Annotated in this window: 21 protein-coding genes; 8 read left to right on the top strand and 13 right to left on the bottom strand. The window is 63.6% G+C overall.

Features of this window, described 5'->3' with window-relative positions; translation table 11 throughout:
* Positions 1-68: 68 nt before the first annotated feature.
* From AC4BCN_RS24890 to AC4BCN_RS24880, 3 genes are all read left to right on the top strand, one after another.
* Positions 69-1,094 carry a LacI family DNA-binding transcriptional regulator gene (locus tag AC4BCN_RS24890; RefSeq protein ID WP_128142040.1) on the top strand — a complete coding sequence of 342 codons (1,026 nt, stop codon included), beginning with the start codon at positions 69-71 and terminating at the stop codon, positions 1,092-1,094.
* A gap of 109 nt (positions 1,095-1,203) precedes the next feature.
* Positions 1,204-1,683, top strand: a complete 480-nt coding sequence (locus tag AC4BCN_RS24885; protein ID WP_490492000.1) for a hypothetical protein — start codon at positions 1,204-1,206, stop codon at positions 1,681-1,683.
* 66 nt (positions 1,684-1,749) lie between these two features.
* Positions 1,750-2,289 carry a hypothetical protein gene (locus tag AC4BCN_RS24880; protein WP_252867309.1) on the top strand — a complete coding sequence of 180 codons (540 nt, stop codon included), beginning with the start codon at positions 1,750-1,752 and terminating at the stop codon, positions 2,287-2,289.
* Here AC4BCN_RS24880 and AC4BCN_RS24875 read toward each other — a convergent pair.
* The 12 genes from AC4BCN_RS24875 to AC4BCN_RS24820 form a co-directional block, all read right to left on the bottom strand.
* Positions 2,265-2,888 carry a LysE family translocator gene (locus AC4BCN_RS24875; RefSeq protein ID WP_490491999.1) on the bottom strand — a complete coding sequence of 208 codons (624 nt, stop codon included), beginning with the start codon at positions 2,886-2,888 and terminating at the stop codon, positions 2,265-2,267. The genes AC4BCN_RS24880 and AC4BCN_RS24875 overlap by 25 nt on opposite strands.
* Before the next feature lie 75 nt (positions 2,889-2,963).
* A complete protein-coding gene (locus tag AC4BCN_RS24870) occupies positions 2,964-3,740 on the bottom strand; it encodes an AraC family transcriptional regulator (RefSeq protein WP_139091137.1) in 777 nt (258 codons plus the stop codon).
* Between the two features lie 2 nt (positions 3,741-3,742).
* Complete coding sequence (gene rng / locus AC4BCN_RS24865) at positions 3,743-5,206, bottom strand: ribonuclease G (protein WP_034747098.1); 1,464 nt, start codon at positions 5,204-5,206, stop codon at positions 3,743-3,745.
* A 43-nt stretch (positions 5,207-5,249) separates the two neighbouring features.
* Positions 5,250-5,870, bottom strand: a complete 621-nt coding sequence (locus tag AC4BCN_RS24860; protein WP_128142043.1) for a Maf family protein — start codon at positions 5,868-5,870, stop codon at positions 5,250-5,252.
* A gap of 8 nt (positions 5,871-5,878) precedes the next feature.
* Positions 5,879-6,349, bottom strand: coding sequence for a 23S rRNA (pseudouridine(1915)-N(3))-methyltransferase RlmH (gene rlmH, locus AC4BCN_RS24855; protein WP_034747108.1), 471 nt, complete (start codon positions 6,347-6,349; stop codon positions 5,879-5,881).
* 6 nt (positions 6,350-6,355) lie between these two features.
* The gene (gene rsfS / locus AC4BCN_RS24850; protein ID WP_490491998.1) at positions 6,356-7,045 is read right to left on the bottom strand and encodes a ribosome silencing factor; all 690 of its coding nucleotides are present in this window, start codon (positions 7,043-7,045) and stop codon (positions 6,356-6,358) included.
* Positions 7,046-7,693 carry a nicotinate (nicotinamide) nucleotide adenylyltransferase gene (nadD, locus tag AC4BCN_RS24845; protein WP_223278931.1) on the bottom strand — a complete coding sequence of 216 codons (648 nt, stop codon included), beginning with the start codon at positions 7,691-7,693 and terminating at the stop codon, positions 7,046-7,048.
* A 20-nt stretch (positions 7,694-7,713) separates the two neighbouring features.
* A complete protein-coding gene (gene hemF / locus AC4BCN_RS24840; RefSeq protein WP_490491997.1) occupies positions 7,714-8,628 on the bottom strand; it encodes an oxygen-dependent coproporphyrinogen oxidase in 915 nt (304 codons plus the stop codon).
* Between the two features lie 107 nt (positions 8,629-8,735).
* The gene (locus AC4BCN_RS24835; RefSeq protein ID WP_338679625.1) at positions 8,736-10,286 is read right to left on the bottom strand and encodes a class I SAM-dependent methyltransferase; all 1,551 of its coding nucleotides are present in this window, start codon (positions 10,284-10,286) and stop codon (positions 8,736-8,738) included.
* Between the two features lie 70 nt (positions 10,287-10,356).
* Positions 10,357-11,166, bottom strand: a complete 810-nt coding sequence (locus tag AC4BCN_RS24830; RefSeq protein ID WP_338679624.1) for a hypothetical protein — start codon at positions 11,164-11,166, stop codon at positions 10,357-10,359.
* 125 nt (positions 11,167-11,291) lie between these two features.
* Positions 11,292-12,560, bottom strand: coding sequence for a phosphoribosylamine--glycine ligase (gene purD, locus AC4BCN_RS24825; protein WP_456150900.1), 1,269 nt, complete (start codon positions 12,558-12,560; stop codon positions 11,292-11,294).
* Between the two features lie 60 nt (positions 12,561-12,620).
* Complete coding sequence (locus AC4BCN_RS24820) at positions 12,621-13,346, bottom strand: YebC/PmpR family DNA-binding transcriptional regulator (RefSeq protein ID WP_034747129.1); 726 nt, start codon at positions 13,344-13,346, stop codon at positions 12,621-12,623.
* Positions 13,347-13,489: 143 nt separating this feature from the next.
* Here AC4BCN_RS24820 and AC4BCN_RS24815 point away from each other — a divergent pair, with 143 nt between their 5' ends.
* From AC4BCN_RS24815 to AC4BCN_RS24800, 4 genes are all read left to right on the top strand, one after another.
* Positions 13,490-15,973, top strand: a complete 2,484-nt coding sequence (locus AC4BCN_RS24815; protein ID WP_490491996.1) for an alkaline phosphatase D family protein — start codon at positions 13,490-13,492, stop codon at positions 15,971-15,973.
* A gap of 143 nt (positions 15,974-16,116) precedes the next feature.
* The gene (locus tag AC4BCN_RS24810; RefSeq protein WP_128142048.1) at positions 16,117-17,037 is read left to right on the top strand and encodes a DMT family transporter; all 921 of its coding nucleotides are present in this window, start codon (positions 16,117-16,119) and stop codon (positions 17,035-17,037) included.
* A 28-nt stretch (positions 17,038-17,065) separates the two neighbouring features.
* Positions 17,066-17,455, top strand: coding sequence for a methylglyoxal synthase (locus tag AC4BCN_RS24805; RefSeq protein ID WP_139091126.1), 390 nt, complete (start codon positions 17,066-17,068; stop codon positions 17,453-17,455).
* 23 nt (positions 17,456-17,478) lie between these two features.
* Positions 17,479-18,468 carry a quinone oxidoreductase family protein gene (locus AC4BCN_RS24800; RefSeq protein ID WP_436480062.1) on the top strand — a complete coding sequence of 330 codons (990 nt, stop codon included), beginning with the start codon at positions 17,479-17,481 and terminating at the stop codon, positions 18,466-18,468.
* A 168-nt stretch (positions 18,469-18,636) separates the two neighbouring features.
* Here the strand turns inward: AC4BCN_RS24800 and AC4BCN_RS24795 are convergent, their stop codons facing one another.
* Positions 18,637-19,266 (bottom strand): DUF4136 domain-containing protein, encoded by a 630-nt coding sequence (locus tag AC4BCN_RS24795; protein WP_490491995.1) that lies wholly within the window; start codon positions 19,264-19,266, stop codon positions 18,637-18,639.
* Between the two features lie 198 nt (positions 19,267-19,464).
* Between AC4BCN_RS24795 and pepN the strand changes: the two genes are divergently transcribed.
* Positions 19,465-22,119, top strand: a complete 2,655-nt coding sequence (gene pepN / locus AC4BCN_RS24790) for an aminopeptidase N (protein WP_490491994.1) — start codon at positions 19,465-19,467, stop codon at positions 22,117-22,119.
* Positions 22,120-22,132 lie beyond the last annotated feature (13 nt).

The raw sequence follows: 22,132 nt of genomic DNA, 5'->3' as shown, positions 1-22,132 counted from the left end.
TTTGCTCGGTTTTTGACGGAATGGGCATTTTTTGCGATAAAATCACGGTATTGCGATCCGGGAAGCCCATGACAAACAAGAACCCCACCTTAAGCGACGTTGCGCGGGCCAGCGGCGTGCACTTTTCCACCGTGTCGCGCGTGATGAACCCGGCAACGCGGCAAATGGTCAGCGCCGAGGTGGCTGCGCGCGTGCTGGCCGAAGCGGGCCGGCTCGGCTACCGGCCCAACCGCGCCGCCTCCACCTTGGTTACGCGCAAGTCGCGCATCATCGGCGTGGTCTTGCCCGACATTACCAACGCGGTTTTTCCGCCGATTTTGCTGGGCATCGAGGAAGGCTTGCGCAAGCATGGCTACCTGGCCATCGTCGCCAACGTGGGGGCCGACGAGGAAGAGCAGCTGTTCGTCATCAACCGCCTGCTGGGGCAGCAGGTCGATGGCCTGATCCTGGCCACGGCGCGCCGCGACGATCCCGTCATCAAGATGTGCATCGACCAGAATGTGCCTGTCGTGACCGTCAACCGCAGCGATGAAAACGGCGTGGCGTCCTGTGTCGTCAGCGACGACGTGGTCGGCATGCGCCTGGCCGTCGAGCACTTGCTGGCGCTGGGCCACCGCCATATCGCGCACATCGCGGGTCCGGAAAACTTGTCTACCGGCCACGTGCGCCGCCTCGGTTTCCTGGCCGCGATCCAGGCCAGCGAACTCGATCCTTCGCAAGCGTTCGTCTTTGAAAGCAGCGGCTATTCGCGCGAATGCGGCAAGGAGGCGTTGCTGGAACTGCTGCGCCATTCGCCGCAAACGACGGCCGTGGTGACGGGCAGCGACCTGGTGGCTCTCGGCTGCTACGACGCCATCCGCGAACTGGGCTTGAGTTGCCCCGAAGATATTTCCGTCGTGGGCCACAACGACATGCCGTACATGGACATGATCCGCCCACCGCTGACCACCATCCGCATCCGCCACCACGGCATCGGCACGGAAGCGGCCCGGCTGATCCTGCAAACCATCGCCTCGCCCGATTCGCCGGTGCTCGACGTGCGCCTGAAACCCGAACTCGTGGTGCGCGAATCGACTGCCGCGCCGCGCGCCTGACACCTTCTTGCCCTTCTTTCTGCCGAGTATGTTTAAATCTTGATATTGATAATGATCAAGGCAACGCCATGCAGACGAGAGCCAAGCAAGCACAGCAGGGAGGCGGCTGATGCCGAAGAATTTCGGCATGCCCGGCAACGCCTGGCGCTATGCGCTGGACAGCGACTATGGCTATTGCTCGCCCTTGCTTGACGGCATAGAGTTTGAAAACGAGTGGGTCACCATCCGCGAATCGGCGATCCGCATCCGCGCCGGCTATGCCTGGGATGGTTGTTCACCCTGCATCAGCGTGCTTGGCCTGTTTTATGTGGGCACGCCCGATGGCGCGCAGCACCTGGGCTTGCCGGCCACCTATCATGCCAGCCTCGTGCATGACGTGCTGTGCCAGTGGCGCGCCGACATTCCCGTCACCCGTGCCCAGTCGATCGCCATTTTCCACCAGTTGCTCAGGGAGGTGCGCTTCCCCCTGGCGGGACTGTATGCGGGCGCCGTCTTCCTGTTCGGGCCACGGCGCGGCTTCATGCGGCCTGTCGCGCGCACCGCGGTGGCCGCCCCGCACCCGTCGGGCGCAACATTAAAGCGGCGCTGACGCCGCCGCCTGCGCGCCATGATGTTAAACTGGCGCCCCTCATCGATTCTCTTGCCCTCTACCGCCATGACCAAAACCAACACGCCTTCCCCGAAACGCCGCGAAGAGGGCGTCGCCAAGCTGACCGTCAATCCCTTCCTGGACGCCGACTTCTACGCGCGCATGCGCGACTACACGGAGCGCGATGCAGCCATCATCAAGGAACTGAAGGCGATCGCCGAGATCCGCGCCGGCAACAAGCAGCCCGATCCCCGCCTGGCGCCGTCGTTGCAAGCATTGCGCGATACCGTCAAGAAAGGTTTGACCTTTGGCGAGATGCTCGATCGCATCGCCGCAGGCAAGGAAAAAGGCCTGTGGGAACCATGGATGACGACCTTCGGCATCGAGATCCGCGCCGTCAACTACGGCGCCGGCCCGCGCAACGCCTGCCTGGTGCTGGACCTGGCCGCGAATGCTCCGGCGCACGCCATGTTCGCCAAGGCCGGCATCCAGAACTGGCGCAGTCTGGCCGCCGACGATTGCTCCGTCGTGCGCTCGGAAAAGGCGACGGAAACGACGCCCTTGAAAGTGTATGCCGTGTTTTACCTGGATCCATTGCCGGCCTGAATCAGTAACGCCACCGCCAACGCAATCAGCATCACACCCGACAGCCGTTCCAGCAACGGCAGCGCGCGGGCAAAGCGCTGCCGCAGGGCGCTGCTGCCGATGGCCAGCGCCACCGCCATATCCCATGCCAGCACGGCAAAGACCATCCACGCGCCATACGCCGCCATCGCAGCCGGGCTCGTTTGCCTGGCGGCCAGCACGGTGGCCAGGCTGACGTAGAACAGCGCATTCTTCGGATTCAGGATGGCGGAGACAAACCCTACCACCATACCGCCGCGCCAGCGCGCCTTGCCGGTGGCGGGCGCGGCTTCCAGGCTGCTCTTGCCCGCATGGCGCAGGAACAGCCAGCCCAGATACAGCAGATAGGCGCAGCCCGCCAGCCGCACCACCATGAAGGCCGTACTGCCCGCCTTCAGCACCGACAGTCCTGCAAACGCCGCCACGATAAACACGGCATTGGCCACGGTAATGCCCATGCAGGTGCCGGCGGCGCCGCGCCAGCCGTGGGCCAGCGAAGTGCGCGCGATCAGGAAAAAATCGGGGCCGGGTGACAGCAGGGAAAGAAAGTGGGCGGCGGCGATGAAGAGGAAATCCTGCATGTGAGTTGGCTCGGGCAATGGCGAAGCGCGAGTATGCAGGGGCAGGCGGCAGCCTGTATTGAAGAAAATTGCAGATTAGCGGTAGCGTCCCGGCGTGATGCCCGTATGGGCTTTGAACACGCGCTGGAAATGGCTCTGGTCCGCAAAGCCCAGTTCATGCGCCAGCTGGGCCAACGCCGTCCCCGCCTGCAAGCGGCTGCGCGCGCGGTTGACGTGCGCGTTCAACTGGAAGGCGTGCGGCGTCATGCCCGTGGCGGCGCGAAAGGCACGTATCAATTGATACGGGCTCAGGCCCGCCGCTTGCGCCATTTGCCGCAGGCTGGCCGACGGTTGCGTCTGCAGCGTTGCGAGCACGGGCGCCAGCCGTTGCGGCACGGGCTTGCGTTCCGAGGGCAGCACGTCTGCACGGACGCTGGCGCAAGCGCCCAGGAAGGCCAGCAGCGCCGCATCTTTCTCCGCCGTGCCGGCCGATGAAAACAGCAGTGCATTCATGGCGCAAAACTGCGCGTACAGCAGCGGGCAGTGCAGCACCGTCGCCGTGTCGCCATCGAGCGCCGGCGCGTGTGCCTGCAGCCACTGTGCATCGAGATGCAGCATCTGGTAGCTCCACAGGGCGTCAGGCAGGGGATTGCAGGCATGTACGCAGCCGGCCGGCACCAGCACCAGGCTGCCATTGGCGAGCATGGCCTGGCCATCTTGGCTGCCCGTAAAGATGCTGCCGCCGGAGTCGACGGCGCCGATGGAAAACGTGGGATGGCTGTGCGGCTTGTAGCACGCCCGGCTGTGGCAGGCGCGCCGGCTCTCCACGTGGGGCAGAGCCGGGTCGCGCCAGAAGGCGGAGGTGCCCGGCATGGCTACATCAGGATGACGTCGTACTGCTCCTGGTGGTAGGCATTCTCCACCTGCAGCGAGATTTTCTTGCCAATGAAATCACCGAGCATGGCCAGGTGCTGCGATTCTTCTTCGAGGAACAGATCCACGACTTCCTGCGACGCGAGGATGCGAAATTCGCGCGGGTTGAACTGTTTTGCTTCGCGCAGCAGTTCGCGCAGGATTTCATAGCAGATCGTGCGCGACGTCTTGACTTGGCCCTTGCCGGCGCAGGCGGGGCACGGTTCGCACAGGATGTGGGCCAGCGATTCGCGCGTGCGCTTGCGCGTCATTTCCACCAGGCCCAGTGGCGAGAAATTGCTCACCGAAACCTTGGTGCGGTCACGCGACAGCGTGCGTTTCAGTTCGGCCAGCACGGCGTTGCGGTGCTCGGCATTGTCCATGTCGATGAAGTCGAGGATGATGATGCCGCCCAGGTTGCGCAGGCGCAGCTGGCGCGCGATGGCGTGTGCCGCTTCCAAGTTGGTCTTGAAAATCGTGTCGGCGAAATTGCGCCCGCCGACAAAGCCGCCCGTGTTGACGTCGATGGTGGTCATCGCTTCCGTCTGGTCGACGATCAGGTAGCCGCCCGATTTCAGGTCGACCCTGCGGCCCAGCGCGCGCAGGATTTCCTCTTCCACGCCATACAGGTCGAACAGCGGGCGCTCGCCCGTGTAGTGCTGCAAGCGCGTCAGTTCGCTGGGCGTGTAGATTTCCGCGAATTCACGCAATTTCACGTAGTTTTCGCGCGAATCGACCTGGATGGTGGCCGTTTCATCGCCGACGAAGTCGCGCAGCACGCGCTGCGCCAGGCTCAAGTCCTGATGCAGCAGACTGGTGGCGGGACGCGTGCGCGCGCCGTGCGTGATGGTGCTCCAGGTTTTTCTCAGGTAATCGACGTCCGCCTTCAGGTCCGCGTCGGACGCGTCCTCGGCCATGGTGCGCACGATGTAGCCGCCCTTTTCGTCGGGTGGCAGCAGGCTTTGCAGGCGCACGCGCAACTGCTCGCGCTCCGCTTCCTTTTCGATTTTCTGCGAGATGCCGATGTGCTTGTCTTGCGGCAGATACACGAGCATGCGCCCGGCGATGGAAATCTGCGTCGACAGGCGCGCGCCCTTGGTGCCGATCGGGTCCTTGATCACCTGCACCGTCAGCACCTGGCCGTCGAAGAGGATTTTTTCGATCGGCGCCGGTGTCGCGTTCTGGCCGTCGTGGCCGCGCGCTTCCCAGATGTCGGCCACGTGCAGGAAGGCGGCGCGCTCCAGGCCGATGTCGATGAAGGCCGATTGCATGCCCGGCAACACCCGCACCACCTTGCCGGAATACACATTGCCGGCCAGGCCGCGCGTGAGCGTGCGCTCGATGTGCAATTCCTGCACGGCGCCCTGCAGGATGAGGGCGACGCGCGTTTCTTGCGGCGTGATATTGATCAGGATGTCTTCGTTCATGGAGGCGCGGGAGTGGAGGCAACGAATGACATCATACCCGGGATCAGGGCAGGGGCAAACCAGCTAGCCGCAGCAATTGTGCGGTTTCGTACAGGGGCAGGCCCATGATGCCGGAATGGCTGCCTTCGATATGCTCGACGAACAGGGCGGCGCTGCCCTGGATGCCGTAGGCGCCGGCCTTGTCGTACGGTTCCGGCGTGGCGCAATACGCGGCGATCGAGGCGGGCGAGAGCACGCCGAAGCGCACTTGCGATACCTGCGTGCGCTGCTCGGCAAAGTTTTTGTAGTGCACGGCGATCGAGGTGAGTACCTCGTGCGTGCGGCCCGACAGCTGCTCCAGCATGGCCACGGCTTCCGCGCGGTCGGCCGGTTTGCCGAGGATGACGCCGTCGATGGTGACGGTGGTGTCGGCCGCCAGTACGGGACGCGGGGTCAGGTGGCGGCGGCGCACAAGGTCCCACGCGAAGGCGGCTTTTTCATTCGACACGCGGGCGACATAGTCGAGCGCCGACTCGCCGGGGAGGACTTCCTCGGTGACGTCGGCGCCGCGCGGGCCGTCGCTGCGCAGCAGCAGCAATTCGAAATCGACGCCGATCTGGCGCAGCAGTTCGCGCCGGCGCGGGCTTTTGGAGGCGAGGTAGATCTTGTGATCAGCCGTTTTCATGGGGGAGTTCAGACGCGGTGATAGGGGTGGTTTTGCGTGATCGACCACGCGCGGTACAGCTGCTCGGCGAGGATCACGCGCACCACGCCGTGCGGCAGGGTCATGCTGGAAATGCGCAGCATGCCTTCGGCACGTGCCTTGAGTTGCGGATCGAGGCCATCGGCGCCGCCGATCAGGAAAGCCGTATCACGGCCATCCTGCTGCCACGCCATCAGTTGCTGCGACAGGCCGACGCTGGTCAGGTCCTTGCCGCGTTCGTCGAGGGCGATGATGCGCACGCCCTTGGGCAGGACGGCTTCGATGCGCTCGCGTTCGAGCGCCATCGCCGTGGCGGCGGTCTTGCTGCCGGAACGCTCCACCGGCTTTATTTCTTTCAGCACGATGCGCAATTCCGGCGGCATGCGCTTCGCGTATTCCGCGAAGCCCGTCTCTATCCAGGCCGGCATTTTATGGCCGACCGCAGCGATGATGAGCTGCATCGAGGCTTACTCTTCGACTTTTTTGATACGCTTGATCACGGTTTTTGCCGGTGCGGCATCGGCTGCCGGCTTGGCCGCGCGTGGGGCGCGTACTTTTTTCTCTGGCAGCGCTTTCAAGGCTTTCACGGCAGCCGCTTCGGTCTTGGTTGGCGCGACTTTCACGGTCTTGCCGACGGCTTTGGAAGCGGTGGCTTTTTTCGCCGGGGCTTTCTTGGCGGCGGTGGCAGCCGTGGCTTTCTTGGCCGGTGTCTTTTTCTCGATCACGGGCGCAGCTTCCACATTGGCCTTGCTTGCCGCCAGATGGCCGCTGACCTTTTTTGGCTCGTCGCCGGCCGCTTTTTTCGGCGCGCGCTTGGCGGCGCCCAGCTTGACCGGGGTGTCGCCCCAGATTTCTTCCAGGCGGTAATAGGCGCGGATAGGCGCTTGCATGATGTGAACGATCATGTCGCCCAGATCGACCAGCACCCACTCACCGGTTTCCTCGCCTTCCATGCCGATGATCTGGCCGCCGGCGTCCTTGACCTTGTCGCGCACCGAGGCGGCCAGCGCCTTGGTTTGACGGTTCGAGGTGCCGGAGACGATCGCGATGCGGTCGAACAGGCTGGTCAGGTGACTCGTTTCGAAGACGGCGATGTCTTGGCCTTTGACGTCTTCAAGGGCGTCAACGACGAGGGTTTGCAGTTTTTTGATGTCCATTTAGCTTTTGTATAAATTATGTTGTTCAATATAGTCTAGCACTAGCGGGGAAACAAGCGAGTTCGCCCGATTCCCCCGTTGTAATGCCGCACGTATTTCGGTGGCGGAGATATCCACCGCGAAGTCCTGTGCCAGATAAGTCAGACCGTGCGGCGTGTTGCGGATGCTTTCCAGAGACCCCAGGCGGCGCGAAAATTCGTCGGCGACCACTTGCGGTACTGCTGTGTCATTCAGCGCGAAGCCGGGGCGGGCCGCGACGCAGATATGCGCGTATTCAAATAATTGCTGCCATTCGCGCCATGTCGCGAGCCGCTGCAGCTGGTCGGCGCCCATCAGGAAAACGATGGAAGCGCGCGGTCCCAGCTCGGCGCGTACCTGGCGCAAGGTATCGATGGTGTAGCTGGCCTGGCCATGTTCGCTGCGCTCGATTTCCTGGCGGTCGATCATCACGGGCAGGGGCAGGCCGGCAAAGGCCAGGCCGGCCATCTCGGCGCGCTGCTGGCCGGTGGCGCCCAGGCTGCCCTTTTGCCAGGGCGCGCCCGCCGGTATCACGCGCAGTTCATCGGCGTGCAGCAGGCTGGAAAAATGCGTGCCCAGCGCGACATGGCCACTATGTACCGGATCGTAGCTGCCGCCGAGCAGCGTCACGCACGCCGTACCACTTTCCTTCACGCCTGCAGCCAGTCGCGATGCACGAGGAAGTCAGTATACAACGCCGCTTCCGGACTGCCCGCTTCCGGGTGCCAGTCGTAGCGCCACTTCACCACGGGCGGCATCGACATCAGGATCGCCTCGGTGCGTCCGCCCGACTGCAGGCCGAACAGGGTGCCGCGGTCGAACACCAGGTTGAACTCGACATAGCGCCCGCGCCGGTAGCACTGGAAATCGCGTTCGCGTTCGCCGTAGGGCGTGTCCTTGCGGCGCGCCACGATCGGCACATAGGCGTCGATGAAGGCGTCGCCGGCGCTGCGCATCATGGCAAAGCTGTCGTCAAAGCCCAGGGCGTTGAAGTCGTCGAAGAAGATCCCGCCGGCGCCGCGCGCTTCGCGCCGGTGCTTCAGGTAGAAATAATCGTCGCACCACTGCTTGAACTTCGGATGCAGCTCGTCGCCAAACGGCGCCAGCGCATCATGGCACACCTGGTGGAAGTGCTTCACGTCGCCCGCGTCGCCGTAATACGGCGTCAAATCCATGCCGCCGCCAAACCACCATACGGGTTCGCCATCGGCATTCACGGTGGTGAAGAACCGTACATTCATGTGCACCGTGGGCGCGTAGGGATTGCGCGGATGCAGCACCAGCGACACGCCCATCGCTTCCCATGCCTTGCCACCCAGTTCAGGGCGCGCAGCCGCTGCCGATGGCGGCAGCGCGGCACCGGTGACGTGCGAAAAATTCACGCCGCCCCGCTCGAACACATTGCCTTCCTCGATCAGCCGCGAAATGCCGCCACCGCCCTCGGGGCGCTGCCAGGCATCGGTCAGGAAGGGCTTGCCGTCCTGCGCTTCGAGCGCCTGCACGATACGGCTTTGCAAATCGAGCAAATAAGCCTTGACGGCCGAAGGAGAGGGAGTTGACGACATCGCGTGGGCCGACGAGGCCGAAATAAAAAAGTAAGGACGGATTGTACCCTGTTACGGATTTTTGTGATAGGGCGGCGCTGGCGCTGTGGTTTTGCGGCCAGCGCCCCTTACAGCATGCGCAACTGCTGCAGCACAGGCAGTTTCTCACGCAGGAATTCCTCGATGGCTGCGTTGAGCAGCTGCTGGTGCGCCGCCTCGTCGTCGCATGCCGCGCCCTCATTGAGCAGGCGGCGCCCGCAGTGCGCCATGGCGCTGGCCGCCTGTGCCTGCAAGGTGGCCAGATCCGGCTGTTCCCCTTCCTGGATGAGCAGCGAAAACAGCAGCCGGTCGATGAATTCCGTGTCGATGCCGCTGCCTGCCAATGGCGAACACAGGACACGATTGCCGTCGCCGTAGCGCAGCTGCGCGCCGATGGCCTGGTTCAGGCGGCGCGCGGCCGCGTCGCCGCTGCCGTCCTGCGCCCCAGCCGGGAAATACATCACGACCTGGCTGCCGGTGACCAGCATGGCCGCCACCTCCGCCAGGCTTTGCACGCTCTGTCCGGGCAAGGAGGGCAGTGCGGCCAGGTCGGCCAGACTATGCGGGCCGGTCGCCAGCGCATCGCAGACGGCGCCGTAGACCTGCTCGTTTCCTGTCACGACGCCCGCCTTGGTCTGGAAGGTAAAGACCATTTTTTCACGCGGCACCAGCATGGCCAGGTGCACGCTGGCGAGGCACTCGGCCTGGCGCACGGCCCCCATGCGGCGCGCGCCCCGCACCAGCACATCCTTGCGGAAGCTGGTATTGAGAAAATAATCCTTCATCATTTCGCGCATGGCGGCGTCGGGCAGCAAGTCGATGGTGGCTTGCTGGTCGGCGTTCAGATACAGCGCGGGAAAGGCAAAAGGCAGGTCGGCGGAGCCGGCAAAATCGAGCTTGGCGCCCGCCACATCGCGCATCACGTCCGTGTGGTACAACGGCTCCCAGTTCTGGTTCAGGTATTCATGCACGCTGTAATGGGGATCGCTGTTGATGAGCGCATTGAGGCGCGGCGCGAGTGCGGGATTGTCTGCGATGTAGCCGGCCTGCAGGTTCTGCAGCTGCTGCACGTAGGCGATGCCAGCCTGCATCTGCAAGTCGCTGCGGCCGGGGAAGCTGGCGGCAAACTCCAGCAGCAGGCGCTGCAGGGGCAGGGCGGAACTCCATCCAGGCATGGCGTTATAGCTGAGCGAAACGATGCCGCCCGGTTTCAGGTAGCGTGCGATGAAGTCGACGATATGCTGGCGGTTCTCGCGGTTGACCCAGGTGTAGATGCCGTGCAGGGTAATGAAGTCGAACTGCGGCAGATCGGGCACGCGGCCCTGGGCCAATTCTTCAAAGCTGTTTTCCAGCAGGGTCAGATTGCTCGACTGGGCCTTGGCCGCCAGGGCGCGTGCGCCAGCGACATGGGCCGGGTTGAAATCGTTGCCGTAGAACCGGCCGTTGGCATTGGCGGCCGCCAGGACATGGAGCGTCTGGCCACGGCCGAAGCCCAGTTCAAAGTAGGTGTAGGGCTGGTCCAGGGGCACCGGTTCGACGCCGTTGAGGATGCAGCTGAAATTGAGGTGATGCGGACTCAGGTCGCTGTAAAAACCGTTGGTGTACTCGATATCCGACACGTATCCTTCATTCCAGGCCATGGCTTCCCCGCATTGGTGGCAAAACGGCAGTATGCCATCATGGCCGCCTGCGCGGGAAGTGCGTTGTGGTTCAAGGCGCCGGCGGCGTGGCGCCGTCCTGCACGACGGTGATGGACAGGTCCGGCCCGGCGCCGGGCAGGCGCGCGCTTTCGACGGCGTGCGCGGCGTTCTGCTGCAGCTCAGGCCGCTCGACGCCCTGCTCGGCGATGGTGGCGGGAGCGGGGGCCTGCCGGGACATGATGGCGCGGCCGGCAACGGCCAATACCACCACCAGCAGCAGCGCGGGCATTACCCATGTCACCGGGCGCGCATACGCGGGGCGATGGGCCCGCTGCGCGGCGCCATCGACGATGATGCGGCCCAGCTCCGAGCCGCGCTGGCGAGTGCGCAGGCGCAGCGCCTCGAATTGGGGCGCGGACAAGATACCTTGCCGTAGCATGTCGCGCAGGGCGGCGACCGGCGAGGCGAGCAGGCGGTCCGCCGGCAAGCGGGCGTGCGCGGCGTCGCGCTGCCACTGGTCGATCAGGTCTTCGTCGTACAGGGTGTCGATGGCCTGGCGGTTGACTTGCCGCAGCGCGTCGGCGGCCAGTTGCTGGCGTTCGAGTAGGGCCGCGCCGCCATGCTGGCGCGGCAGGTCGCGCACCCGCTGCAAAAAGTCGTCCTGTGGCAGCAGGTCCGTGAGCAGCAGCCATGCCAGGGTGTCGACAAGCCCCGCGCCAGCGGCCAGTTCCGGCACGTCGATGCCTTCTTCCTCGTTATGCTTGCGCTGCAGTTCGATGATCTCCAGTTCGGCGATGGCGTCGTCGAGTTCATCGTCCGTGATCAGACCGAGCTGGCGTACCTGGGCGAGTGAGGGATGAATGTGGCTGGGGTTGGGCATGGGCGGCAGTTTTGTCTGAAAGGCAAAATCTTAGCGCAAAGCCCGTTTTCCCGGCGCGCCAAATAAAACGGGGCCGGGGCGGATGCATTCCGCGCCGGCCCCGCCGTGTGATCATTATGGGATGATCAATGCTTCAAACCGCGCCAGCCGATGTCGCGGCGGTATTGCGCGCCGTCGAAATGGATTTTTTCCACGGTTTCATACGCCTGCTTCTGCGCCATCTTGATGCTGTCGCCCAGGCCGACCACGCACAGCACGCGCCCGCCGTTGGTGACCAGGCGTTCGCCGTCGATGCGGGTACCCGCATGGAAGGTGACGGAGTCAATCGTTTCGGCCGGGATGTCGCCGATCGCCGTGCCCTTGACCGGATCGTCCGGGTAGCCGGCGGCGGCCATCACGACGCCAACTGCCGTGCGGCGGTCCCATTCCAGTTCCACGGCGTCGAGCGTGCCGTTGACGGCGTGTTCCATGACGGTGACCAGATCGGTTTTCAGGCGCGCCATGATCGGCTGCGTTTCCGGGTCGCCCATGCGGCAATTGAATTCCAGCGTCTTCGGCGTGCCCTTGTCGTCGATCATCAGGCCCGCGTACAGGAAGCCCGTGAACGTGATGCCATCCTTGGCCATGCCCTGGATGGTCGGCACGATGATTTCGCGCATGACGCGCGCATGCATGGCCGGCGTGACGATCGGCGCCGGCGAATACGCGCCCATGCCGCCCGTGTTCGGACCCTGGTCGTGGTCCTTCAGGCGCTTGTGATCCTGGCTGGTGGCCAGCGGCAGGATGTTCTTGCCGTCGCACATGACGATGAAGCTCGCTTCTTCGCCGGCGAGGAATTCCTCGATGACGATGCGCGCGCCGGCGTCGCCGAACTGGTTATCGGACAACATCATGTCGACCGCCTGGTGTGCTTCTTCCAGGGTCATGGCAACGACGACGCCCTTGCCGGCAGCCAGGCCGTCGGCCTTGATGACGATGGGCGCGCCCATGGCGTCGACGTAGGCATGCGCGGGAGCGACGTCGGAAAACGTCTGGTAGGCGGCCGTCGGGATGCCGTGGCGCTGCATGAAGGCCTTGGCGAAGTCTTTCGACGATTCCAGCTGCGCCGCTTCCTTGGTCGGGCCGAAGATTTTCAGGCCGCGCGAGCGGAACAGGTTGACGATGCCGGCGGCCAGCGGCACTTCCGGGCCGACGACCGTCAGGCCGATGTGTTCCTGCTGAACGAAGTCGGCCAGCAATTGTGGATCGCTGATGTCGAGATTGACCAGGCGCGCATCGCGCGCGGTGCCGCCGTTGCCCGGTGCGACATACACCATCTGTATGCGTTCGGACTGGGCCAGTTTCCAGGCCAGGGCGTGTTCGCGGCCGCCAGAGCCGACTACCAGAATTTTCATAGGGACCGTTCGTTCAATGTGGGTTGCAGGGCGGCGGTGCCGCCCTTGAGTACAGAGTGATTAATTCTCTATTAACGCGTTGGTAAACACTTCCTGCACGTCGTCCAGCAGTTCCAGCGCATCGATCAGCTTTTGCATCTTGATGGCGTCGTCGCCCGAGTACACGGTTTCCGTCGCCGGTTTCATGATGACTTCGGCCACTTCAGCCTTGAAGCCGGCCGCTTCCAGCGCTTCCTTGACGGTGGCGAAATCGTGCACGGGAGTGACCACTTCGAAGCCGCCTTCTTCATCGGCGATGACGTCGTCGGCGCCCGCTTCCAGGGCCGCTTCCATCAGCTTGTCTTCGTCGGTGCCCGGCGCGAACAGCAGCTGGCCGCAATGCTGGAACATGAAGGCGACCGAGCCTTCGTTGCCCATGTTGCCGCCGTTCTTGTTGAAGGCGTTGCGTACTTCGGCCACCGTGCGCACCTTGTTGTCGGTCATGCATTCGACGATGACGGCCGCGCCGCCCACGCCGTAGCCTTCGTAGCGCACTTCTTCGTAGTTGGCGCCATCGACGCCGCCGCTGCCGCGGTTGATCGCGCGCTGGACGTTGTCTTTTGGCATATTGGCGTCAGCCGCCTTGTCGACGGCCAGGCGCAGGCGCGGATTGGTGATGGCGTCGGCGCCGCCCATGCGGGCCGCAACCGTGATTTCCTTGATCAGGCGCGTCCAGATTTTGCCGCGCTTGGCATCGGTGGCAGCCTTTTTATGCTTGATATTGGCCCATTTGCTATGTCCTGCCATGTCGAATCTTCCTTAGACGGGTGTTCAATTGTGGCCGACATTTTAGCATATCGGCCCCTTGGCAAGCGGCATGGCCCCGTCATCAGGATGACACAATCTGTTGCTAAAGTGACGCGCTTTCACCATATCGAGGGCGCGACATCATGGCAAGTCAAATGGACAGGCGGCAATTTCTGAAATTGGGCGGCTTCATTACCGTCTCCGTGGCCACCGCCGGCCTGGCCGCCTGCGGCAGCACCGATTACAGCGATCCTGGCGTGCCGCTCGCTTCGGGCGGCGACTGGAAATTCCCGCAAAGCGTGGCGTCGGGCGACCCGCGCGCCGACAGCGCCATGCTGTGGACGCGCGTCGTGCCCGCCAGTTTCGATGCCGTCGCGCCCGCCGTGGCCGGCAAGTCCGACGTGGCCGTGCGCCTGATCGTCAGCGCCAGCGACAATACGGCTGCCCTGGGCGGCAACACGGCCCTGGCGGGCACGCCCATCGTCGATGCGAAGTTGCCATTGAAAGCCGATTTCGACAATACCTTGCGCCACAAGGTGACGGGCTTGCAGCCGGGCCAGGTGTATTTTTACCAGTTCATCGCCGGCGATGTGCGCTCGAACGTGGGCCGCTTCAAGACGGCGCCCGCCGCCACTGCCGACGTGTCGCAGCTGCAGTTCGCCTACCTGACGTGCCAGGACTGGAGCATCAACCACTGGGGCGCGCTGTCGCACATCGCCGCCAATGAAAACCTCGATTTCATCGTCCACCTGGGCGACTACATCTATGAAACGGTGGGCGAAGCGTTCCAGAGCGGCGCCGTGGAAAGCCGCCACGACCAGTTGAAATTGCCCGACGGCACGTTTAAAAGCGGCGCGTCCGGCGCGAAATACGCGACCACCGTGGCCGACTACCGCTACCTGTACAAGAAATACCGCACCGATGCGCGCCTGCAGGCCGTGCACGAGCGCTTTGCCTTCATCGCCATCTGGGATGACCATGAATTCACGGACGATGCCTGGCAGGACGCCTCCACCTACGAAGGCATCGTGGCCGCCGACGGCAGCGATCTGCACCAGCCGGCCCGCCGCCGCAGCGCCAACCAGGCGTGGTTCGAATACATGCCGGCCGACGTCACGTTCGATGGCGCCGCGACCACGTTCCAGAACATCCAGATCTACCGCGATTTCCAGTTCGGCAAACTGATGCAGCTGGTGATGACGGACGAGCGCCTGTACCGCGCCGACCATGCGATCGCCGAGTCGACCATCAACCCGGCCACGGGCAAGCCGCTGGGCAGCATCGGCAGCCGCTACCTGGTGCCGCAAGCGCTGTTCGACAGCGTGGAAGGACAGAAAATGGCGGCCGCCACCAAGGCCGGCGCCGACCCGCTGGCCGCTGTCGGCATGCTGGGCAGCACGCAACGCGACTGGTGGAAAAGCAAGATGAAGGCGGCGACCTCGACCTGGAAGCTGTGGGGCAATGAAGTGTCCTTGCTGCGCATGGGCTTGAATGGCACGGACGCGATTGCCACCTTGCTGGCGCTGAGCGCCATGACCAACGTGGGCAAGGCCATCGCCAGCACCGTGCCGCTGGTGGGTGGCAGCGTGCCGCTGGCGTCCGCCATCGTGGCAGCATCGACGGCGGGCGCGGCGCAAAACGTGGCGCAGGCGGCGGCCATGGCCATTGCCGGCGCGGCAGCGAACGCCAGCGCGCAGGGCGCCGCTGCCGTGGGCGCCGGCTTGAGCGCGGCCCAGGCCGGTATCACGGTGGCCGCCTACAACAGCGCTTCGCCGGCCGCCGCCGCGCAAGTGATCGCCTTTGGCTGGATCAAGCCCGACGTGCAGGCCAAGGGCGCCGCATCGAGCTTTGTCGCCGCTTCCGGCCAGCAAGCGGCGCTGGCGCCATTCTTCACGCGCTTCCTGCTCAATTGCGACCAGTGGGATGGCTACAACAGCGAGCGCAAGAATTTGATGGCGCACCTGAAAACCAATGCCATCGGCAACGTGGTGGCGCTGACCGGCGATATCCACTCGTTCTTTGCCGGCACCGTCAGCGACGATTTCGACGCAGCGGGCGGCGGCACGCCCGTCATGGTGGACCTGGTGTCGGCCGGCGTCAGCTCGGACTCCTTCTTCAGCTACCTGAAGTCGGCCGCCGGCAGCATGGGCGATATCGGCACCCTCGTCAGCTACCCGCTGGCCATCCCCGTCACGGGACTGGGCACGGTCAATCTCGACGTCAACCTGCTTGACTACACCATGGGCAAGGCGGCCCCCACCGTCGACAGCCTGCTCGAGCAATTGCGCGTGCAGCTGCGCGGCGCCCTGGCCGCCAAGGGCGTGCCGGAAGCGCAACTGGAGGCGACAGTCGCTGCCGTGCAGGCCGGTTTGAAAGCGAGCACTGACTTCAGCACGACCTTGCTGGGCCTGGCGCAGCAATTGTCCGGCCTGGGCAACAACCCGTGGATCAAGCATCTGAACACGGATGCACAGGGCTACACGGTGGTGACTTTGACGCCGGGCAAGCTGGTGGCGCAGTTCAAGCAGGTGAATAAACTGATCGGCACGGCGGCGCCGGCGAACGTGATTGCACGGGTGACGACGGCGACGGTGACGGCGGGCGCGGCGGCGGTAGTGGTGGCGTAAAGGCGGGCAATGGTGGTGTTGTCGGGTTACGCCCTTTGGGCTAACCCGACCTACGCTTGAGCTGCGCGCTATTTGGGGGTCAGACCCGCCGGGTCTGACCCCAGCACTTGGCTTCCTTTCGCTTTTGCCATTACAATCTGGGCATGAGCTCCAGTTCTCCGCAAGCAACCCCTGCATCGCTTCCCCGTTCCGTCTACCTCGGTGGCCTGGCCATCGCCGTGGGCGGGGCGGTGCTGTTTTCCACCAAGGCCATCGTCGCCAAGCTGCTGTACCGCTACCAGATCGACGCCGTCACCCTGATCGCCTTCAGGATGATTTTTTCGCTGCCCGTGTTCGCCGTCATCGCCTGGTGGAAGATGCGCACGGAGCCGCCGTTATCAAACAGCGACCGCCTGCGCCTCGTCGGGCTGGGCCTCGTCGGCTATTACCTGTCCAGCTATCTGGATTTTCTGGGCCTGCAATATATTTCTGTGGGGCTCGAGCGGCTGATCCTGTTCCTCACGCCCACCTTCGTGCTCCTGATTACCACCGTGTACTTCAAGCAGAGCATCAGCCGCTTGCAGTGGCTGGCCTTGCTCACCTCGTATTGCGGCATCGTGCTCGTGTTCGTGCACGACTTGCAGGGCGGCGCCAGCAATGTGGCGCTGGGCTCCACTTTGGTGCTGGGTTCGGCCTGCTCGTATGCCGTGTATCTGCTGGGCTCCGGTGAATTGGTCAAGCGCATCGGTTCGATGCGGCTCGTTTCCTACGCGATGTGCGTGGCCAGCTTTGCCTGCATCGCCCAATTCTTCATCCTGCGCCCCGTCGAGCTGCTGATACAGCCGATGCCCGTGTATGGCTTGTCCTTGCTCAATGGTATCTTTTGCACGGTGATGCCCGTCTTCATGACGATGATCGCCGTCGAGCGCATCGGTGCGCCCGTCGCTTCGCAAGCGGGCATGATCGGCCCCGTGTCGACCCTGTTCCTGGGCGCCATGATCCTCGATGAACCGATCACCAACTGGCAACTGGCTGGCACCAGCCTGGTATTGGCCGGTATTTACTTGTTGTCGAAAAAGAAATAACTCCTCCACCCACTGAAAAGTCCTCACCATGAAAACACGCATCGCCCTGATTGCCCACGACAAGAAAAAAGATGACATGATTACCCTGGCGGGCGAATACCTGGATTTTTTGAAGGGCTGCGAACTGTCGGCCACGGGCACCACGGGCGGGCGCCTGATCAATGAACTGGGCCTGGCCGTCGAGCGCAAGCATTCGGGCCCGTTCGGCGGCGACTTGCAGATCGGTTCCCTGCTGGTGGAAGGCTTGATCGATTGCGTGATCTTCCTGCGCGACCCGATGACGCCGCAGCCGCACGAGCCGGACATCAATGCCCTGGTGCGCGCCTGCGACGTGCACAACGTGGCGTGCGCAACGAATCTGTCGTCGGCGCACCTGGTGCTGTCGCAACTGCAGGCGCGGGCCAGCGCGACCGCCTGATTCACCTACACGAGGAGATGAGCATGAGCGCAACGATTACCACCAAAGCCATCCGCGTGCAGCGCACGGGCGGCCCGGAAGTGATGGAATATGTGGACGTGGAACTGCCGCCGCCCGGTCCCGGCGAGGCGCGCGTCAGGCACGAGGCCATCGGCCTCAATTTCATCGACGTGTATTTCCGTACGGGCCTGTACCCGCAGCCGCTGCCCAATGGCCTCGGCGTCGAGGGCGCGGGCATCGTCGAGGCGGTGGGCGAGGGCGTCACGGAAGTGAAGGTCGGCGACCGGGTGGCGTATGCGGCGCGCATCAATGGCGCGTATGCGCAGCAGCGCAACCTGCCGGCGGCCCTGCTGCTGGTGCTGCCCGAGCGCATCGCTTTCGACACGGCGGCCGCCATGATGCTGCAAGGCTTGACGGTGCAATACCTGTTCCACCGCACGGTGGCCCTGAAGGCGGGCGACACCATCCTGTTCCACGCGGCTGCGGGCGGTGTGGGCCTGATCGCCTGCCAGTGGGCGAAAGTGCTGGGCGTGAACCTGATCGGCACGGCCGGCTCCGATGAAAAGGTGGCGCTGGCCAAGGCGCACGGCGCGGCCCACGTCATCAACTACAACACGGAAAACTTCGTCGAGCGCGTGCGCGAGATCACGGGCGGCAAGGGCGTCTCCGTCGTCTACGATTCCATCGGCAAGGATACGTTTACGGGCTCGCTCGACTGCCTGGCGCCGCTGGGCATGATGGTCAGCTTCGGCAACGCGTCCGGTCCCGTGCCGGCGTTTACCCTCGGTGAGCTGGCCTCGCGCGGTTCGCTGTTCCTCACGCGCCCGGCTCTGTTCAGCTACGCGTCGAACCGCACGAACCTGGAAGAGATGGCGACCTCGCTGTTCGGCGTCGTCAGCAGCGGCGAAGTGCAGATCGAGATCAACCAGCGCTACAACCTGGCCAATATCGCCCAGGCGCACATGGACCTGGAAGGGCGCAAGACGACGGGCTCGACCATCATCGTGCCATGAGCGGCGGCAGTGACGGCACGCCGAAATTCGGCCGCCTGCTGATCGTGCTGTTATTGGCCGTGGCCCTGATCGGCGCGCTGACCTTTGCGGCCGAGGCGTATTATTCTTAGGTGAAAAAAAACCGGCTGATGCACTGCTGCAGTAGCCGGTTTTGGCATGGCCGCGTCATCAGTCCACCTTGACTTCGACTTTACGGGGTACGCCGCTCTGGCCGGGGAAGTCGGCAAAGGCGCTCGCTACCATGGCGGGCATCACTTGCGACGTGGCGCGCTTGTTGCTGGTCGATTGCACGGTCACGTCGTACAGTTTCTTGCCGTTGCGGTCATTGATCGTGATGCGCAGTTCGCGCTCGTATTTATGGCGCACGCTTTCTTCCACGTCCAGCGGACCATACCAGTAGGGGTTGTAGCCGAAGCGGCCGTAGCCAGGCCAGGCGCCGTAACGGTAGCCATAGCGGCCGGGCCAGTAGCCTGGACCATACCAGAATGGGTCGGTGGCCTGCAGCACGCGCTCAGGATAGTCGACGGTGGAGAAATTCATCGCTACGCGCAAATTGGCTGCCGCAGGGCCGGAAGCTTCGCCAAAGCCGTGCTTGGCAAGTTCCGCGCGCACCAGGTTCTGGTAGCTGCGGTATTCCAGCGTATCGTTTTCCGCCGCTGGCGCTTCAAACGCATACGATTTGTCCTGCAATTGCGCAGGCCATTCATGAAAGACGGTCACATCGCTGCGTATGGTGGTGGCGCATCCGGTCAGCAACACGATCAATGCGGCCATCATAATGGTGAGATAACGTTTCATTGCATGACCTCCTGATTAGTAGACACAATTCATCGCTTAGTATTATAAGAATAGTTCTATTTGTTTCTATTCATTATTACAGAATGTTACCGAGCATGTCGGCGTGTAAGGGAATCCAACATTCCTGAGGTGAATCGCGACTATCGGGGGCTGGTGTTGGTAAAATAGGCTTTTGCCTCCGCTCCCACCCAAATCCCTATGCGCACAGACAGCCCTCAGACGATTTACCGCAAAGATTACACGCCGCCCAGCTTCCTGGTCGACAGCGTCGAACTTGGTTTCGATCTTGATCCCGCCCGCACAGTGGTGGCGAGCCGGATCCGCATGCGCCACAACCCGGCCAGTACCAGCCGCAGCATCGAATTGCACGGCGAACATATCGAACTGGTGATGGTACGCCTGAATGGCAAAGTGCTGAAGCCGTCGCAGTACAAGCTGACGGCCGGCATGCTGACCATCCCGAAGGCGCCGGACGACGTGCGACTCGATATCGAAACCATATTGGCGCCGCAGGACAACACGTCCTTGTCCGGCCTGTACGTGTCGAACCATAATTTCTTCACGCAGTGCGAAGCGGAAGGCTTCCGCCGCATCACCTTCTTCCCGGACCGTCCCGACGTGATGGCCAAGTACACGGTCATGCTGCGCGCCCAAAAGGAACAATATCCGGTGCTGCTATCGAATGGCAACCTGATCGAAGAGGGCGACCTCGGCGATGGCCGCCACTACGCCAAGTGGGAAGACCCGTTCAAGAAGCCATCGTACCTGTTCGCCCTCGTCGCCGCGCGCCTGGTGTGCCAGGAAGAGCGCTACACCTTGAAGTCGGGCCGCGAAGTGCTGCTGCAAGTGTGGGTGGAAGAGGGCAACCTCGATAAAACCGACTACGCCATGCAGTCGCTGAAAAACTCGATCCGCTGGGACGAGGAACGCTTCGGCCTGGAGCTGGACCTGGACCGCTTCATGATCGTTGCCGTGGGCGACTTCAACATGGGCGCCATGGAAAACAAGGGTTTGAATATCTTCAACACCAAGTACGTGCTGGCCAATTCGCGCGTTGCCACCGACGTCGATTACGCGGGCATCGAAGCGGTGGTGGGCCATGAATACTTCCACAACTGGACCGGCAACCGCGTGACGTGCCGCGACTGGTTCCAGCTGTCGCTGAAGGAAGGCTTGACGGTGTTCCGCGATCAGGAGTTCTCGGCCGACATGATCGGCACGGACACGGGCCGCGCCGTCACGCGCATCGACCAGGTGCGCACCCTGCGCCAGGCGCAGTTCCCCGAAGATGCGGGCCCGATGGCGCACCCCGTGCGTCCCGATTCCTTCGTCGAGATCAACAACTTTTACACGGTCACCATCTACGAAAAAGGCGCCGAAGTGGTGCGCATGTACCAGACCCTCGTGGGCCGCGACGGTTTCCGCAAGGGCATGGACCTGTATTTTGAACGCCACGATGGCCAGGCCGTCCAGTGCGACGACTTCCGCGCCGCCATGGCGGACGCGAATGGCCGCGATTTCACGCAATTCGAGCGCTGGTACAGCCAGGCCGGTACGCCCATCGTCACCGCTTCCACGCGCTACGACGCTGCCAGCCGGACGTTCGAACTGACCCTGGCGCAAAGCTGCCCCGCCACGCCGGGCCAGGCGAAGAAACTGCCGTTCCACATTCCCGTCACCGTCGGCTTGCTGGCTGTCGATGGCAGTGATCTGCCGCTGCACGTCGATGGCGTGGCAGCCAATGGCGCCACCAGCGTCGTGCTGGAATTGACGCAGGCGTCGCAGACCTTCCGCTTCACGAACGTGGCGGAAGCGCCCGTGCCGTCGCTGCTGCGCGATTTTTCCGCGCCTGTGGTGCTCGAATACGGCTATACCGACGCGGAACTGCTGCACCTGTTCCGCCACGACAGCGATCCCGTCAACCGCTGGGAAGCGGGCCAGCGCCTGGCCATGGAGCGGCTGCTCAAACTGACGGGCGCCGTCGCCGCCGGCGAGACCCTGGCGCTGGACGACACCTTCATTGAAGCGCAGCGCGCCTTGCTGGCCGACGATACGCTCGATCCTGCCTTCCGCGAGCTGGCCCTGATCCTGCCGTCGGAAACCATCATCGCCGAGCGCATGGCGCAAGTCGACCCGCAAGCGATCCACGCGGCGCGCCAGTTCATGCGCCGCACGATTGCCGCAGCCCTGAAACCCGAATTGCTGGCGCAGTACCACGCCAACCAGACGCCGGGCGAGTACAGCCCCGACGCCCTGTCGGCTGGCAAGCGCGCGCTGAAAAACCTGGCCCTGTCGTATCTGCTGATCGCGCCTGAAGCGGCGGAGCTGGACCTGGCGCGGCTGCAGTTCGACAATGCCGGCAACATGACGGACCGCGCGGCAGCGCTGGCGGCGCTGATTCATTCCGGCTCGCAGCCGCATGCGCAGGCGGCTTTGACCAGTTTCTATAGCGATTTCGAGAACGAAGCGCTGGTGGTCGACAAGTGGTTCGCCATGCAGGCGGCCGCGCCAACGACCGATGTGCAAGCCGTGCGCCAGTTGATGACGCACCCGGCCTTCACCTTGAAAAATCCGAACCGCGCGCGCAGCCTGATCTTCAATTTCACCAATGGCAATCCATCGCAATTCCATGCGCAGGACGGCAGCGGCTACGCCTTCTGGGCGGAACAGGTCATCGCGCTCGACGCCCTGAACCCGCAAGTGGCCGCGCGCCTGGCGCGCTCGATGGACCGCTGGCGCCGTTACGTGCCGGCGCTGCAAGGCTCCATGCGCGACGCGCTGGAAAAAGTCGCCGGCCAGGCCAGTTTGTCGAATGACGTGATGGAAGTCGTTTCCAAGGCATTGGCAAATTGATTGCACGTCGGAT

Source organism: Janthinobacterium sp. Bl 1 (assembly GCF_058215535.1).
This window is presented reverse-complemented; position numbering and strand designations above follow the sequence as displayed.

Excerpts from the sequence above, each read along its gene's own strand:
- AC4BCN_RS24875 (WP_490491999.1), bottom strand. The coding sequence starts at position 2,888 with ATGCAGGATTTCCTCTTCATCGCCGCCGCCCACTTTCTTTCCCTGCTG.
- AC4BCN_RS24885 (WP_490492000.1), top strand. The coding sequence starts at position 1,204 with ATGCCGAAGAATTTCGGCATGCCCGGCAACGCCTGGCGCTATGCGCTG.
- AC4BCN_RS24890 (WP_128142040.1), top strand. The coding sequence starts at position 69 with ATGACAAACAAGAACCCCACCTTAAGCGACGTTGCGCGGGCCAGCGGC.
- AC4BCN_RS24880 (WP_252867309.1), top strand. The coding sequence starts at position 1,750 with ATGACCAAAACCAACACGCCTTCCCCGAAACGCCGCGAAGAGGGCGTC.
- rng (WP_034747098.1), bottom strand. The coding sequence starts at position 5,206 with ATGAACGAAGACATCCTGATCAATATCACGCCGCAAGAAACGCGCGTC.
- AC4BCN_RS24830 (WP_338679624.1), bottom strand. The coding sequence starts at position 11,166 with ATGCCCAACCCCAGCCACATTCATCCCTCACTCGCCCAGGTACGCCAG.
- AC4BCN_RS24810 (WP_128142048.1), top strand. The coding sequence starts at position 16,117 with ATGAGCTCCAGTTCTCCGCAAGCAACCCCTGCATCGCTTCCCCGTTCC.
- rsfS (WP_490491998.1), bottom strand. The coding sequence starts at position 7,045 with ATGGACATCAAAAAACTGCAAACCCTCGTCGTTGACGCCCTTGAAGAC.
- AC4BCN_RS24800 (WP_436480062.1), top strand. The coding sequence starts at position 17,479 with ATGAGCGCAACGATTACCACCAAAGCCATCCGCGTGCAGCGCACGGGC.
- AC4BCN_RS24820 (WP_034747129.1), bottom strand. The coding sequence starts at position 13,346 with ATGGCAGGACATAGCAAATGGGCCAATATCAAGCATAAAAAGGCTGCC.
- purD (WP_456150900.1), bottom strand. The coding sequence starts at position 12,560 with ATGAAAATTCTGGTAGTCGGCTCTGGCGGCCGCGAACACGCCCTGGCC.
- AC4BCN_RS24815 (WP_490491996.1), top strand. The coding sequence starts at position 13,490 with ATGGCAAGTCAAATGGACAGGCGGCAATTTCTGAAATTGGGCGGCTTC.
- rlmH (WP_034747108.1), bottom strand. The coding sequence starts at position 6,349 with ATGCAGCTCATCATCGCTGCGGTCGGCCATAAAATGCCGGCCTGGATA.
- hemF (WP_490491997.1), bottom strand. The coding sequence starts at position 8,628 with ATGTCGTCAACTCCCTCTCCTTCGGCCGTCAAGGCTTATTTGCTCGAT.
- pepN (WP_490491994.1), top strand. The coding sequence starts at position 19,465 with ATGCGCACAGACAGCCCTCAGACGATTTACCGCAAAGATTACACGCCG.
- AC4BCN_RS24835 (WP_338679625.1), bottom strand. The coding sequence starts at position 10,286 with ATGGCCTGGAATGAAGGATACGTGTCGGATATCGAGTACACCAACGGT.
- AC4BCN_RS24795 (WP_490491995.1), bottom strand. The coding sequence starts at position 19,266 with ATGAAACGTTATCTCACCATTATGATGGCCGCATTGATCGTGTTGCTG.
- AC4BCN_RS24805 (WP_139091126.1), top strand. The coding sequence starts at position 17,066 with ATGAAAACACGCATCGCCCTGATTGCCCACGACAAGAAAAAAGATGAC.
- AC4BCN_RS24860 (WP_128142043.1), bottom strand. The coding sequence starts at position 5,870 with ATGAAAACGGCTGATCACAAGATCTACCTCGCCTCCAAAAGCCCGCGC.
- AC4BCN_RS24870 (WP_139091137.1), bottom strand. The coding sequence starts at position 3,740 with ATGCCGGGCACCTCCGCCTTCTGGCGCGACCCGGCTCTGCCCCACGTG.